Annotated in this window: 14 protein-coding genes; 6 read left to right on the plus strand and 8 right to left on the minus strand. The window is 27.2% G+C overall.

Translation table 11 applies throughout. The features are described from left to right. Positions 1 to 9: 9 nt before the first annotated feature. From ETU10_RS10640 to ETU10_RS10655, 4 genes are all read right to left on the minus strand, one after another. On the minus strand, positions 10 to 351 hold the full coding sequence (locus ETU10_RS10640; RefSeq protein ID WP_146263206.1) for an FtsB family cell division protein: 342 nt from the start codon (positions 349 to 351) through the stop codon (positions 10 to 12). Positions 352 to 682: 331 nt separating this feature from the next. Continuing rightward, positions 683 to 1,609, minus strand: a complete 927-nt coding sequence (locus tag ETU10_RS10645) for a dihydroorotate oxidase (protein WP_146312272.1) — start codon at positions 1,607 to 1,609, stop codon at positions 683 to 685. Between the two features lie 73 nt (positions 1,610 to 1,682). Further along, positions 1,683 to 2,159, minus strand: a complete 477-nt coding sequence (locus ETU10_RS10650; protein ID WP_146312150.1) for a hypothetical protein — start codon at positions 2,157 to 2,159, stop codon at positions 1,683 to 1,685. Between the two features lie 38 nt (positions 2,160 to 2,197). Beyond that, complete coding sequence (locus ETU10_RS10655; RefSeq protein WP_146312152.1) at positions 2,198 to 2,602, minus strand: hypothetical protein; 405 nt, start codon at positions 2,600 to 2,602, stop codon at positions 2,198 to 2,200. A gap of 149 nt (positions 2,603 to 2,751) precedes the next feature. Between ETU10_RS10655 and typA the strand changes: the two genes are divergently transcribed. Further along, positions 2,752 to 4,512 carry a translational GTPase TypA gene (gene typA, locus ETU10_RS10660; protein WP_146312154.1) on the plus strand — a complete coding sequence of 587 codons (1,761 nt, stop codon included), beginning with the start codon at positions 2,752 to 2,754 and terminating at the stop codon, positions 4,510 to 4,512. Between the two features lie 46 nt (positions 4,513 to 4,558). Here typA and trxA read toward each other — a convergent pair whose 3' ends face one another. Next, positions 4,559 to 4,879, minus strand: a complete 321-nt coding sequence (gene trxA, locus ETU10_RS10665) for a thioredoxin (RefSeq protein ID WP_146312157.1) — start codon at positions 4,877 to 4,879, stop codon at positions 4,559 to 4,561. A gap of 417 nt (positions 4,880 to 5,296) precedes the next feature. Here trxA and lipB point away from each other — a divergent pair, with 417 nt between their 5' ends. From lipB to ETU10_RS10680, 3 genes are all read left to right on the plus strand, one after another. After that, the gene (gene lipB / locus ETU10_RS10670; protein WP_146312159.1) at positions 5,297 to 6,007 is read left to right on the plus strand and encodes a lipoyl(octanoyl) transferase LipB; all 711 of its coding nucleotides are present in this window, start codon (positions 5,297 to 5,299) and stop codon (positions 6,005 to 6,007) included. A 114-nt stretch (positions 6,008 to 6,121) separates the two neighbouring features. Then, entirely contained in the window at positions 6,122 to 8,002 is a 1,881-nt protein-coding gene (locus ETU10_RS10675) for a DUF349 domain-containing protein (RefSeq protein ID WP_146312161.1), read from the plus strand. A 57-nt stretch (positions 8,003 to 8,059) separates the two neighbouring features. Beyond that, positions 8,060 to 9,688 carry a M1 family metallopeptidase gene (locus tag ETU10_RS10680; RefSeq protein WP_146312163.1) on the plus strand — a complete coding sequence of 543 codons (1,629 nt, stop codon included), beginning with the start codon at positions 8,060 to 8,062 and terminating at the stop codon, positions 9,686 to 9,688. Positions 9,689 to 9,708: 20 nt separating this feature from the next. Here the strand turns inward: ETU10_RS10680 and gldD are convergent, their stop codons facing one another. The 3 genes from gldD to mutY are packed head-to-tail and all read right to left on the minus strand — an operon-like array spanning position 9,709 to position 11,740. Then, positions 9,709 to 10,290 (minus strand): gliding motility lipoprotein GldD, encoded by a 582-nt coding sequence (gene gldD, locus ETU10_RS10685; RefSeq protein WP_146312165.1) that lies wholly within the window; start codon positions 10,288 to 10,290, stop codon positions 9,709 to 9,711. Positions 10,291 to 10,331: 41 nt separating this feature from the next. Further along, positions 10,332 to 10,706, minus strand: coding sequence for a single-stranded DNA-binding protein (locus tag ETU10_RS10690; RefSeq protein WP_146312167.1), 375 nt, complete (start codon positions 10,704 to 10,706; stop codon positions 10,332 to 10,334). 38 nt (positions 10,707 to 10,744) lie between these two features. After that, positions 10,745 to 11,740, minus strand: coding sequence for an A/G-specific adenine glycosylase (mutY, locus tag ETU10_RS10695; protein ID WP_185145102.1), 996 nt, complete (start codon positions 11,738 to 11,740; stop codon positions 10,745 to 10,747). Positions 11,741 to 11,837: 97 nt separating this feature from the next. On the opposite strand from mutY, the gene ETU10_RS10700 reads away from it, so the two are divergent. After that, on the plus strand, positions 11,838 to 12,131 hold the full coding sequence (locus tag ETU10_RS10700) for an HU family DNA-binding protein (protein WP_146263195.1): 294 nt from the start codon (positions 11,838 to 11,840) through the stop codon (positions 12,129 to 12,131). A gap of 274 nt (positions 12,132 to 12,405) precedes the next feature. Then, the gene (locus ETU10_RS10705) at positions 12,406 to 13,962 is read left to right on the plus strand and encodes an Rne/Rng family ribonuclease (protein WP_146312172.1); all 1,557 of its coding nucleotides are present in this window, start codon (positions 12,406 to 12,408) and stop codon (positions 13,960 to 13,962) included. The last annotated feature ends 12 nt before the right edge of the window (positions 13,963 to 13,974 follow it).

A 13,974-nucleotide genomic window follows, 5' to 3' on the forward strand; every position in this document is an offset into this window, starting at 1 on the left:
ATAGATAGATTATTTTTTTATTGTATTTGAGTCTTGAATAATTATAAAGATGTCTTCATTTTTACGTTTAAAAAAATAATTCTCTCTAGCATATCTTTCCCTAGCATCTTTGTTATATTTTAAATTCGTGTATTGCGCATGCTCTGAATCTAATTTCGATTTATAATAAGATTTTTCATGTTTTATTTTTGATAGCTCCTTATTAAGCTCCCTGTGTGTTAAATAGGAATTCGTATCAAAAAATATCATCCACACAATAAAAATTGATAATAATATAATGTAGATACTTGAGTACCATTTTTGGGAACCAGATACGTATCTTCTATATAATTTATGTCTAATTTTTTTCATAATTCAATCGGCTCCTAATCAGGTTATTTATCTTTTAATTAAGAATATTTTAAATTCAAAATCTGTTTATAAAATTATAATTTAAACATTTACAATGTATAAGTGAAATCGTAATCATTTTAAATAATTACATTTCAATCATATTTAAACTTAAAATAAACCTTGTTATTGCTACAATAATTAAGTATAATTAAATATTATTTTAAAAAGTAAATACCTAAAACACTTTCATTCTTTAATTAAATGTAACTTTAGGTTGATTTATAATTGATTTAAATTAATATTTAAATCAATTTCTTGAAAATATATAATCTTTAAATACTCTAAGGAATTATAGTTCTTTAAGCTTTCCTCTAAAATCTTCGATATTATTATAGCCCTTAGTTTGCATAATTTCTTTAAGTTCCAAAATTAATCTTTGAAATGCATCAGTTCCTTCTTTCATTAATTGTGTCCCTACTTGTACCATAGAGGCGCCACATAATAGATGCTCAAAGACATCTCTACCGTTTTCTACTCCTCCACATCCAATTATAGCTATATCATTTCTCAATAATTTATAAAACATTCGGACATTGGCTAAGGCAGTAGGCTTTACATATGCACCACCAATTCCTCCAAATCCACCTTTAGGCTTTATTACAACAGTCTCATCTTCAATAAAAAGAGCATTTCCAATACTATTAATACAGGTTACAAATTTTAATGGAAATTTATTCAATATTTCAGCCATCATTTCAAAATGAACCATATCAAAATACGGTGGTAATTTAACTCCCAAAGGTTTTTTATATAATGAAAACACCTCTTCTAAAACAACTTGCGTTCTATCAAAATCATAAGCGGTTTGTGGTTTACCAGGTATGTTTGGGCATGACAAATTTAGTTCTACTAAACCCTTAAAGTCTAAATTTTGAATTTGCTTTAACATTTCCATATTTTCTTCCAAGCTTAAACCAGCTAAAGAAAAGAAAACATTTTTATTGTTACGATTATTCTCGTTCAAAACATAATCTAGATAAAAATCAAAACCTAAATTTGGCAATCCCATGGAATTTATACTACCTAATTTTAAATCTATATATCTAGGTGATGGATTTCCTTCACGCGGCTGAAGTGTACAACTTTTAGTTATAAATGTACCAGATTCTGAAGCTCCTAAAACCTCTAATTCATCAAAAGTCATACATTTAACCCCGGAGGCATTCATTAAACAATTAGTGAAGATTCTTTCGGAGATTATAGATTCTAAATTTATCATTGATTTCATTTTTGCAAATATCTAAAATATAATTTTTTATATTTAAAAAACTTATTAAATATTAAATAATTTATTGATAATGAAATACAGTTACATAAATGGTAAGACTTTCCCCCTCTGAAGTTCTTGAAAATTTCTCAACCCCTGATTCCAATTTATAATCTACATTATTTAAATAATTTATTATTTTTTCTTGATCTTCTTTCTTCAAAAAACCAATATCATATCCTTCTTCGTTTAATACTAATATAGTATTTGAATTCCCTCTTTTTTCTAATTCAAAAGATACCTCACTATAACTATTCATATCCATTAAAAGCATTTGTCTGTTCCTACTCGTTTTTTTTGCTCCTTCTAATGAACCTTCAATCCTAAATTGATGTTCTTCTATCTCTACAAAGCTCTTCTCTTTTAAGGGTATGTTAATGCCCTCTTTTGAAACTTCATTATTTAACTGAGATGAATTCTTTTTTTTGGTTCTCTTAAATAGAAAAAATATTAGAATTCCAAGTAATAATAAAATTCCTAAAACACTATAAATTTGCATGAATTAATTTGTTTTATAAAACAATACCATCTATAAAATCAATAAGCAGCACTTTCCACCAGTTTCATGTACCAATTTTCTAATTGCTTTTGTTCAGAGTTAGATAATTTACTTTTTATTTGTAAAAATTCTGTATCAATTTCAATAGATTTATGTTGAAGCTCAATTTCTTTGTCTAGATTTTTATCTTTAGCTGCTTTATAAACTTCTTCGTAATAAGTTTTTGTTTTATTAATAAATTTATTGACCTCGGCATTTGAAAATTGTGGAACTTCAGAAATAATTGGGTCTAGAGCAATTTCACTATGAGAGATATTGAGTTCACTAGAATCTTTATTTTCAGATAATTTTTCTACTTTATTTTCCTTAATAATAGTTTTTTTTTCACAGTTAAAGAATAGAAAAAAAAAGACCGTTAATAAATAAGCGTAAAATATTTTCATATCTATAATTAATTTTTTAATCAAAAATACGTAAAAAGAATGAATCAAATTTTTTATAAATTCTAATTAAAAATACTAAAATTAAAGATATATCAAACTTTATTTAGCAATAAAATATACTACATTTGCATTGAATTTTAATTATATATATGCAATCAATCAGAAATGTAGCAATTATTGCCCACGTAGACCATGGAAAAACAACTTTAGTAGATAAGATTATTCAGGCCTGTCACGTAGTCGAAAAAAATGACGGAGATTTAATTTTAGATAATAATGATCTTGAGAGAGAAAGAGGCATTACCATTTTATCTAAAAACGTATCAGTGAATTACAACGGAGTTAAAATTAACATTATTGATACTCCTGGACACGCTGATTTCGGAGGTGAGGTTGAAAGGGTATTAAAAATGGCTGATGGAGTGCTACTCTTAGTAGATGCTTTTGAGGGTCCAATGCCTCAAACACGATTTGTACTTGGAAAAGCAATAGAATTAGGTTTAAAACCAATTGTTGTAATAAATAAAGTTGATAAAGAAAATTGTCAACCGGAGCATGTTCATGATCAGGTTTTTGAATTGATGTTTAATTTAGATGCTACAGAAGATCAACTTGACTTTCAAACGGTATATGGATCATCCAAACAAGGTTGGATGTCTGGAGATTATAAACAACCTACAGATAATATTACCTATCTATTAGATAAAATTATTGAATTAATACCTGAAGCGCCTTACGTAGAAGGTACTCCTCAAATGCAGATAACTTCTCTAGATTTTTCAAGCTTTGTAGGTAAAATTGCTATTGGTAGAGTTTATAGAGGAGATTTGGTTGCTGGCAAAGATTATATTTTGTGTCAAGATAATAATCAAAACAAAAAAATACGCATAAAAGAGTTGCAAGTTTTTGAAGGCTTGGGTAGAAAAGCAGTGGAAAATGTACGAAGTGGAGACTTATGTGCTATCGTTGGTATAGAAAGTTTTGATATTGGTGACACCATTGCGGATTTAAATAATCCTGAAGCTTTACCTAGAATTTCCATTGACGAACCAACCATGAGTATGTTATTCACTATTAACACCTCTCCATTCTTTGGTAAAGAAGGTAAATATGTTACCTCTAGACATTTAAGAGATCGTCTTATGAAAGAGACGGAAATAAATTTAGCTTTAAGAGTTGAAGAAACAGATTCTGAAGATAAATTCAACGTTTATGGTAGAGGGATTCTTCACTTATCAGTTTTAATTGAAACCATGAGAAGAGAAGGATATGAATTGCAAGTGGGTCGGCCTAGAGTTACTATAAAAGAAATTGATGGAATTAAACAGGAGCCATACGAACATTTAGTTATAGATGTACCTTCTGAAGTTTCAGGAAAAGCAATTGAATTAGTTACCCAAAGAAAAGGGGAATTAAAAGTAATGGAGCCTAAAGGAGATTTACAACATTTAGAATTTGATATATCTTCAAGAGGATTAATCGGTCTTAGAAATTTAATATTAACGGCTACTTCTGGCGAGGCTATCATTAATCATAGATTTAAAGATTACCAACCCATGAAAGATATAATACCTCAAAGACAAAACGGATCATTAGTATCATCAGAAACCGGACAGGCTTTAGCTTATGCCATAGATCGTTTACAAGATAGAGGTAAATTTTTTATTGAACCTGGAGATCAAATTTATAAAGGTCAAATTGTTGGAGAACATTCCAGAGATAATGATTTAGAGGTTAATTTAATAAAAGGAAAAAAATTAACCAATGTTAGGGCTTCGGGAACTGATCAAGCAGCCAAAATATTTCCAAAAGTAGAGTTTTCTTTAGAAGAATCTATGGAGTATATAAAGGATGATGAGTATCTTGAAATTACACCAAAAAGTCTAAGAATGAGAAAAATTAATTCCTAGTATAGAACTATAAAAAACACCTGATAAATCAGGTGTTTTTTACTATTTACTTAATAATATTTTGTATTTTTTCAACTAAAGCCTCTTTGGGTTGTGCTCCTACTACTTTTTCCACTAATTGACCATTCTTAAAAAATAATAAAGTCGGAATATTTCTAATTCCATATTCTACAGGAGTATTTTGATTAGCGTCAATATCAATCTTCACAACTTTTAATTTACCTTTAAATTCTTCAGACAATTCATCAATTACAGGAGATAAACTTCTACAAGGACCACACCATTCAGCCCAAAAATCTACCAATACAGGCTCATTGGAGTCTATTACTTCATTTTTAAATGTTTGATCATTAATTTCTAAAGCCATAATCTTATTTATTTTTAGTTTATAATATAATTTTTGCTAAACAAATATAACTTAATTTAAAATAATAAGTTATATAATTTATAAAGTTGCCTTAACTCAATTTTAAATCATGGGATTTATCATGAATACGCAAGCCTTAACAAGATTATAAATTTATTTAGTAAAAAAAATGTTTTATTTTTATTTGTTTATTAAAAATTTAGTTATATTTGCACCAATAATTAGTCGTTCTTTAATAAAGTTTTTTAGTGTTAATTAAGCCCTTTCAATTTTTATTGAAAGGGTTTTTTTATTCGTTTTTAGAATTTCTCAACCTTGTTTAACAAAAAACTTAAATTAATAAAATAAAAACTTATTCATAGTAAAATACCATAATTATAAACACCACATATTAATTTGTATTATTATTTTTGTTAGATGAACATTATTAAAAACCATGAAGTCTGCTATAAAGATTTAGAGTATATAAGTTATTCGGATGCCCTATTACAACAGGAAAATTTTTTGAATTCAATCATTGAAAAAAAAATTTTACGAAAAAAAGAAAATTTAGTAAATCTTATTACTCCAAATTATTTTTTATTCGCCATGCATCCGCATGTATATACACTTGGAAAAAATGGTGATATTTCAAATTTATTAATTAATCATCAGCAATTAGAAAATATTCAAGCTGAATTTTATAGAACGAGTAGAGGTGGCGATATTACCTATCATGGTCCAGGGCAGATTGTTGGATACCCTATTTTAGACTTGGATAATTTTTTTAATGATCTTCATAAATATATGCGATTGTTAGAAGAAGTTATTATTAAAACAATCAAAGTTTATGGTATAAAAGGAGAAAGATCCTCAGGTGAAACAGGAGTTTGGATTGACGCAGGAAAACCTTTTGCTAGAAAAATTTGCGCAATAGGCGTACGTATCAGTCGTTGGGTTACAATGCATGGTTTTGCATTAAATGTTAACCCAGATTTGTCTTATTTCACAAATATTGTTCCCTGTGGTATTATAAACAAGGGGGTAACTTCTATAGAACAAGAATTAAATAAAACACTTGATTTACAAGAAATAAAAAATAACATCAAGAAAAATTTTTCTGAAGTTTTTGATGTTGAATGGATATAATATTAACACAATAATATTTTCTTTTATATTATAGTTTAAATTATTTTCAAATAACACTAAATTAGTTTCATAACTTATACATATTTTTTTTATTTTTGTTTAAATTCGTAAAAATTGAAAAAAATCATGGGAACTGAATTGGATAGCCTGCAAAATGCAGAAGATAATGTGTCTAAAGATTTAAATTCTAATACTTCTACCAACGAAAATCTTGACAATCTTAATTATGTAAGAGAATCTAACAATGATAAAGAATGCACAATATCTGAAGAAGAATATGAAACATTCCCATTAGAAAAATTAATTGAAAAATTTCAAGAACTAATAAATAAATTTCCAATCCATAAAATTGGTGAACCTGTTAACATTATCAAAGAGATATTTTTAAAAAAGTATGAGGAAGAGGAAAAGGATCGTAAAGAAAAATTTATTCTTGCTGGTGGAGATGAGTTAAATTATCAACCCAATACTATTTTAAAAAGTAGATTTAATTCAATTTATAATGATTATAAAACTACACTAAACTCTTTCTATAAAGATCAAGAAAAAATTGAACAAGTAAATTTAGATAAGAGGTTAGAAATAATTGAAAATTTAAAGGATCTTTATACCCAGCCCATTGAGTCTATTGGTACATTTTTTAGAAAATTTAAGTCTATAAAGGAGGAATGGCACAACGCTGGTAGAATTTCTAAATTAAAAGCTGGAGATACATTTAAAACCTATTTTCACCATCTAGAAAATGTTCATGAATTTATACGCATGAATAAGGAGTTGGAGGAACTAAATTATGCACATAATCTTGAACAAAGAAATGCAATTATTAATAGAGCCAAAGAACTAATAACTGAACCTAGCATTCAAAAAGCACTAAACGAGCTTCAATACTTACATAAACTTTGGAAAGAACAAGCCGAACCAGTTTCTGAAGAATTTAGAGAAAGTACTTGGATTGAATTTAAAGAAATTACTCAAATAATTCACAATAGAAAATCTGAGTTGTTTGAAAAATTAAAACTTGAGCAAGAATCTAATCTTAAAATCAAACAATCTATAATTAAAGAATTAGAAAAAATAAATTCTAATGATAGTAATAATCTTACCTTTTGGAATAATAATGCAAAAAAAATTGAAGAATTAAGAGAAAACTTTTTTTCAACAGGTAGAGTACCCAAAGAATATAGCACTGAAATCTGGCAACAATTCAAAAAAATAATACAGGAAATCAATCATAAAAAAAATATTTTTTATAGAAATTTAAAAAAAGTTCAGCAAGAGAATCTTTTAAAGAAGAATGAACTTTTAGAAATAGCTATGGCTAATAAAGATATTGAAGATTGGGAGACTGGATTAAACTTATTTAAAAAAATTCAAGAAGATTGGAAAAAAATAGGTCATGTACCAAGAAAAAACTCTGATCAAATTTGGAATGATTTCAGAGAAAATTGCAATTATTTCTTTGAAAGATATAAACAGCGAAATATCAAAGTTAACGAAGAGTGGATTGAAAATCTCGAAAAAAAGAAGTTATTACTTAATGAATTGAACGAATTAAATAATAATACTGATTCTGAGAATATTTTATCTAAAATTAATGATTTTAGTATTAAGTGGAATTCTATAGGCAAAGTTCCTAAAGAAAATATAAATATAAATTCAGAATTTAATAAAACGATTAAAAGCATCATTAAAAAGTTTGATATTGAAAAGAATAAGGTTGATGAAATGTTCCTAAATATTAAAATTGAAGAATATAAAAACATTAACAATTCCAAACAATTTGACGATAATTTAAAGTCTTTAAAAAAGGAAATTCAAGATTTAGAACAGGAAGTTGTTCAGTTAGAAAATAATTTATCTTTTTTCTTAAATGCAAAAACGGATAATCCTTTGTTGAAAAATGTTCTTGGAAATATAAATTCAAAAAAAGATAAAATTAAAGAACTAAAATTAGTATATACTAAATTATTACACACAAATCCAGAAGATAACTAAATTTTAACCATTTTTTTAAGTGATTGATTTTAATATTAGGGTATTAAATTTTTATTAATGAAAAAAATATTTTTATTATTACTTATATTACCATCAATAATATATGGACAAAATATTTCTCATTCCTATACAAAAATTGATACTCTAATAGGATCAAATACTGAATACAGAGATTGGTGGGACGTAAAAAAATATATCTTAACAGTTGAACCTGATATAATATCGAAATCACTTCAGGGAACTAACGAAATTATTTTTGATAGTAAAGCTGTTGGAACTATGCAATTAGACTTGCAAGAACCTATGCAAATCGATGAAATTTTTGCTGATAATAATACAAAACTATCCTTTACTAAAGATGGAGATATTTACCTAATCAATCTTAAAGGACATATAAAAGATTATTCTTCAAATAATAAAATTATAATTAAATTTAGCGGTAAACCTAAATTAGCCAATAATCCACCCTGGGATGGTGGATGGATATTTACAAATGATAATGATAATAATCCTTGGGTTACTGTAGCTTGTGAAGGTATAGGTGCTAGTGTATGGTTTCCATGTAAGGAATATCTTGGAGATAAAATAGATGGAGGTATGGAACTATCCATAATCACGAATCAAAAAGGAGTTGGTAATGGAAAGTTAATATCTAATTCTAGCATTAATAAGACAAAAAATATATACACCTGGAATATTTCAAACCCTATAAGTAATTACAATATTATTCCATATATAGGAAACTATATGAATTTTTCAGATTCCTATAATGGCTTAAAAGGTAAATTAACTTTAAATTATTGGGTTTTACCTTCTAATTTAGAAAAAGCTAAAAATCATTTTTCTCAAGTTAAAAAAATGCTAGAAGCTTTTGAATATTGGCTTGGCCCCTACCCTTTTTACGAAGATGGATATAAACTTGTTGAAACCCCTTATTTAGGCATGGAACATCAAAGCGGTATAGCTTATGGAAATCAATATCTTAATGGTTATTTAGGCAATGATTTAAGTAATACTGATATAGGTTTGAATTGGGACTATATAATAGTTCATGAATCTGGTCATGAATGGTTCGGAAATAACATTACCTGTAAAGACCTGGCTGACATGTGGATTCATGAAGCATTTACAACTTATACAGAAACTTTATTTACAGAATATTTTTATGGTAAAGATAAAGCTAATGAATATATCATCGGACAAAGAAACTTAATTGAAAACGAACATCCAATAATCGGTAATTATGGAGTAAGGGAGAAAGGAAGTGTTGATATGTATTTTAAAGGTGCTAATATGATACATACAATTCGACAAGAAATAAACAATGATTCCATTTTTAGAGATATACTAATCGGGCTGAATAAAGAATTCTATCATCAAACGGTAAGCTCCAAGCAAATAGAAAATTATATATCTGAAAAATCCGGAATAGATTTTTCTAAGGTCTTCGATCAATACTTACGTACAACGAACATTCCAACATTAGAATATTATCAAAAAGGAAATGAATTAATTTATAGATGGAACTATGTTGTTCCGGAATTTACAATGAATATTAAAACTTCATTAGGTAATTTAAAACCCAGTTCAAATTGGAAGAGGATGAGAATGCCTAAGAATTCATCTTTATATGATTTTAAAGTTGATAAAAATTACTACATAAATACAATAAATACAACTAGGTGATTTATAATTTAAAAATTATACTATTTCCAAGTAGTTGTTTCAATCATCTTAATAATATCTCTTTCCACATAATCAATAGCAGGGCTTAAAGAATCAGGTTTTGGTTGAACTCTGAAGTAAAGATTTCCAGAAATAAAATTATGTATACTATCTGTCACATAAAATTGAATATTAGAAGCTGATTCCCCACCTATCTTATATAAATTTCCATAAACTTTTTTATCAGGATACATAAAAGATTTAGTATTGATTGAATTAGCTTTAATCGTGTGTTCATAGACTAAACGCTGAGCTTCTTTAATTAAAGAGTTTAAATCATTATTTACACTAGAATAAGTTATATATACGGTCGCCTTCATATTAGGATAATAAAAATTAAACCAACAAGGTTCCTTTCTATCCTTAATAACTAATAAATCTGAATATTCAAATTCAAAGGGACAATTGGGAGGAGAAAATAATTTATATTTAGGATTAGGATATTCTAAACGTACTTGCCCTATAGGTTTTGGTATATAATCATGATCCTTACAACCGTTAAATACAAATACTATTGCAAATAATACAACTAAATTAAATTTAAATTTTTTAGATAGACACATTATAAGATTTAAATTCTTATTAAAAGTAACAGAAAATTTTATTAATCATCTAAATCCATTGAATTTTCTAAAGGTTTACCGATTAAATTGGATAAAAAAAGTACATTATCTGCAATTACTTCAGTAACATGTTTAGTAACGCCATTATCATCAAACTTACGGGTTTTCAATTTTCCTTCGATATAAACTTTACTTCCCTTTTTTAGGAATTTTTCACAAAGCTCAGCCAATTTATTTCTAGCAGTAATGTTATGCCAATCCGTAACATCTACTTTTTCACCAGTCTCTCTATTAATATAGCTTTCAGAGGTTGCAACAGGAAAATTAACAACCATATTGCCATCACTAAATTTATGCGACTTTACATCAGTTCCCAAATTACCGACTAGAATTACTTTATTAACGGATGTACTCATTATATAATTTTGTAATAGGAACAAATGTAATAAAAATATTAGTTGTAAAATAAATAATTTTCTAATGGCTTAGGAAATGCTAAACTATTTATCTCATTTTTACAAATAATTTTAGATTCTAAAATTTTGGATAACTTAAAAAATTCATTTTCGCTTAATCTTAATATATGTATATAAATGTATAGATCTATATGACTTAACTGATGTTTAATACTGTATATACCATCTGAATCAAAATTTTCAAATAAAGATTTTTTATAAATAGGAAATTCATATAAACCTTTCCAAATTGAACTATTGTCTCTTTTAATTACTAATAATTGATCATTACAAGTGATGTGAACGTAATTTATTATTTTTTCTGTTCTCTTAATCACCGACTTATTAATGGGTAATATATTTTGATTGGAATTTTTAAAAGCCAAACATTCCATACATATAGGACAAATTTCACAATTTGGCTTTTTAGGTATACAAATTAATGAACCAAAATCCATGATTGATTGATTAAAATCACCAGGATTATTTGGCATTACTGCTTTTAATAAATTAAAAAAATAATTGAACGTCGTTTGTTTTGAAATATCTTTATCAGAATTAAATATCCTAGAATAAACCCGAAAAGCATTTCCATCAATCGCAGGAATCTTTTCATTAAAAGATATTGAAGCTACAGCTGCTGCAGTATATTTTCCTACTCCTTTTAATTTTAAAATTTCTTGAAATGTACTAGGGAATATATTATTTAAATCTTTAAAAATATATTTAGCTGATAAATGTATATTATGTGCTCTTGAATAATACCCTAACCCCTTCCATTGATTTAAAACTTGATCTTCAGATGCATTCGCTAAGCTTTCGATATCTGGAAAAGTAGATATAAAATTATTATAATAATCAATTCCTTTATTTACACGCGTCTGTTGTAATATTATTTCAGAGATCCAAATGTTATACGGATGAGTAGTTTTTCTCCAAGGCAACTGTCGTTTATTTGTCTGATACCACTTATCTAAAAGACTAATAAAATTCACTCTTTTAAAGATTTATACATTTATTTTTTCAAAAATAATATTATATTTGCAAACTCAAAATTAAAACTTAAGTAAAGAAAAATAATATTTTTGAAGAATGACAAAAGCTGACATCGTAAATTCAATTTCAAACAAAATTGGTCTCGAAAAATCTGAAATCCAAAAAGTTGTGGAAGTTTTTATGGACGATATAAAAACTGCAATGGCCAAAGGAGATAATGTTTACCTTAGAGGTTTTGGTACCTTTTTAATTAAAAAAAGAGCTGCTAAAACAGGTAGAAATATCTCAAAAAACACTGCTATAAAAATACCTGCTCATAATGTCCCAGCTTTTAAACCATCAAAGTCCTTTGTAGATAACATTAAAACCAATGTAAAGGTTACAAATTAAAATAAGTATAATCATAAATTCGTAATATTATGCCAAGCGGAAAAAAAAGAAAACGTCATAAGGTAGCAACCCATAAAAGAAAAAAGAGAAGAAGACTTAACAGACACAAAAAGAAAAATAAATAATTTTTCCTTTTATTTTGTAAAGACATTTCACGTTTTTAGTTTAATAAAATATTAAAGCATTCTTTACTAAAATTAATTATAGTTTAAGTAAAGAATGTTTTTATACAAACATATCTTTGTAATACAATAACTGTGGCGTAATTTAAAGAATGAGTAAAGAATTAATACTATCGTACGAAGAAGATAGAGTTAGAATTGTAATTTTAGAAAATGGTAGAATACAAGAATTGCATGAAGAGAATGTAGACGATCATTTTTCTGTTGGAGATATAGTTTATGGTAAAGTAAAAAAACTAGCTCCAAGTCTCAATGCTTGTTTTGTAAATATCGGTTACGAGAAAGATGCCTTTCTTCATTATCATGATCTAGGTCCACAAATTAAATCATCATTAAAATATTGCAAAGGTGTTTCACAAGGAAAAATAAATTCTCCCAAACTAAATTCTTTTTCTTTTGAAGAGGATATCGATAAGGATGGTGTTATACAAGACATTTTATCACCCAATCAAGAAATATTAGTTCAAGTAAGTAAAGAACCTATATCTACTAAAGGTCCTAGAATTTCTTCTGAAGTATCTCTTGCAGGAAGATATTTGGTTTTAATTCCTTTCTCTTCTAAAACTTCTATTTCTAGGAGCATTTCTACTCAAGAAGAAAAAAATAGATTAAAATCTATAGGTGAACAAATTCGTCCTAATGGTTTTGGATTAATTATACGTACGGTTGCAGAGAATAAAACGGTTGCAGAGTTACAATCTGATTTACGTTATCTTCTGAATAAATGGAACAACATATGCTTTAAAAATATTAAGAAAGGAAAACCACCGGTTAAAATCCTAAGCGAATTAGATAAAGCATCCTCCATACTTAGAGATAATTTTAACGAAGACTTTGTAAATATTGTTTGTGACAATCAAGATTTAGTTGATGAAATCAAAGACTATTTAGAAATAATTGCTCCAGAAAAAGTTAAGCTGGTTCAATACTATGATTCTCATATTCCTATCTTTGAGCACTACAATATTGACAAACAAATTAAGCAGCTTTTTGGTAAGCATGTAAATATTTACCAAGCTAAAGGCGCTTACTTAATTATAGAACATACAGAAGCACTTCATGTCGTTGATGTAAATTCTGGAAATGTTACTGCAAGCCTAAAATCACAGGAAGATTCAGCCCTACACATCAATAAATTGGCGGCCGCTGAAATTGCTAGACAATTAAGACTTAGAGATATTGGGGGTATTATTGTTGTTGATTTTATTGATATGACTTCATCTCAACACAAAAAAGAACTCTATGAGTATTTAAAAGAGGTAATGAGCATTGATAAGGCAAAACATAAAATCTTACCTCCTAGTAAATTTGGGTTGGTACAAATTACTAGACAAAGGGTAAGACCTCAAAAACAAGTAAATACTTTAGAAAATAATCCTAATCCTGATGGTAAAATTGAATCCCCTATTGTATTAGTAGATAAAATTCAAGATCAAATACAATCATTGGTTCATTCCAAAAATAAACTTTTTCTACATGCCCATCCATTTGTATGTGCCTATTTAACCAAAGGAGTTAAAAGTATTAGAAACCAGTGGTTTCTAAAATATAAAAAATGGATACGTGTAATTCCTAGAGATGGATTTAAATATCTAGAATTCCAAGTACAAAATGACAAAAAGGAAATTTTGTACCAACATTCCAATTAATCATCCATGCAA

The sequence above is a fragment of the Apibacter muscae genome (genome assembly GCF_007845595.1).
In the GTDB taxonomy this organism is placed as follows: domain Bacteria; phylum Bacteroidota; class Bacteroidia; order Flavobacteriales; family Weeksellaceae; genus Apibacter; species Apibacter muscae.

Bases quoted from the DNA above. Each gene is read 5' to 3' on its own strand.
- ETU10_RS10640 (WP_146263206.1), bottom strand. From the start codon at position 351: ATGAAAAAAATTAGACATAAATTATATAGAAGATACGTATCTGGTTCC.
- ETU10_RS10650 (WP_146312150.1), bottom strand. From the start codon at position 2,159: ATGCAAATTTATAGTGTTTTAGGAATTTTATTATTACTTGGAATTCTA.
- ETU10_RS10655 (WP_146312152.1), bottom strand. From the start codon at position 2,602: ATGAAAATATTTTACGCTTATTTATTAACGGTCTTTTTTTTTCTATTC.
- typA (WP_146312154.1), top strand. From the start codon at position 2,752: ATGCAATCAATCAGAAATGTAGCAATTATTGCCCACGTAGACCATGGA.
- trxA (WP_146312157.1), bottom strand. From the start codon at position 4,879: ATGGCTTTAGAAATTAATGATCAAACATTTAAAAATGAAGTAATAGAC.
- lipB (WP_146312159.1), top strand. From the start codon at position 5,297: ATGAACATTATTAAAAACCATGAAGTCTGCTATAAAGATTTAGAGTAT.
- ETU10_RS10680 (WP_146312163.1), top strand. From the start codon at position 8,060: ATGAAAAAAATATTTTTATTATTACTTATATTACCATCAATAATATAT.
- gldD (WP_146312165.1), bottom strand. From the start codon at position 10,290: ATGTGTCTATCTAAAAAATTTAAATTTAATTTAGTTGTATTATTTGCA.
- ETU10_RS10690 (WP_146312167.1), bottom strand. From the start codon at position 10,706: ATGAGTACATCCGTTAATAAAGTAATTCTAGTCGGTAATTTGGGAACT.
- ETU10_RS10700 (WP_146263195.1), top strand. From the start codon at position 11,838: ATGACAAAAGCTGACATCGTAAATTCAATTTCAAACAAAATTGGTCTC.
- ETU10_RS10705 (WP_146312172.1), top strand. From the start codon at position 12,406: ATGAGTAAAGAATTAATACTATCGTACGAAGAAGATAGAGTTAGAATT.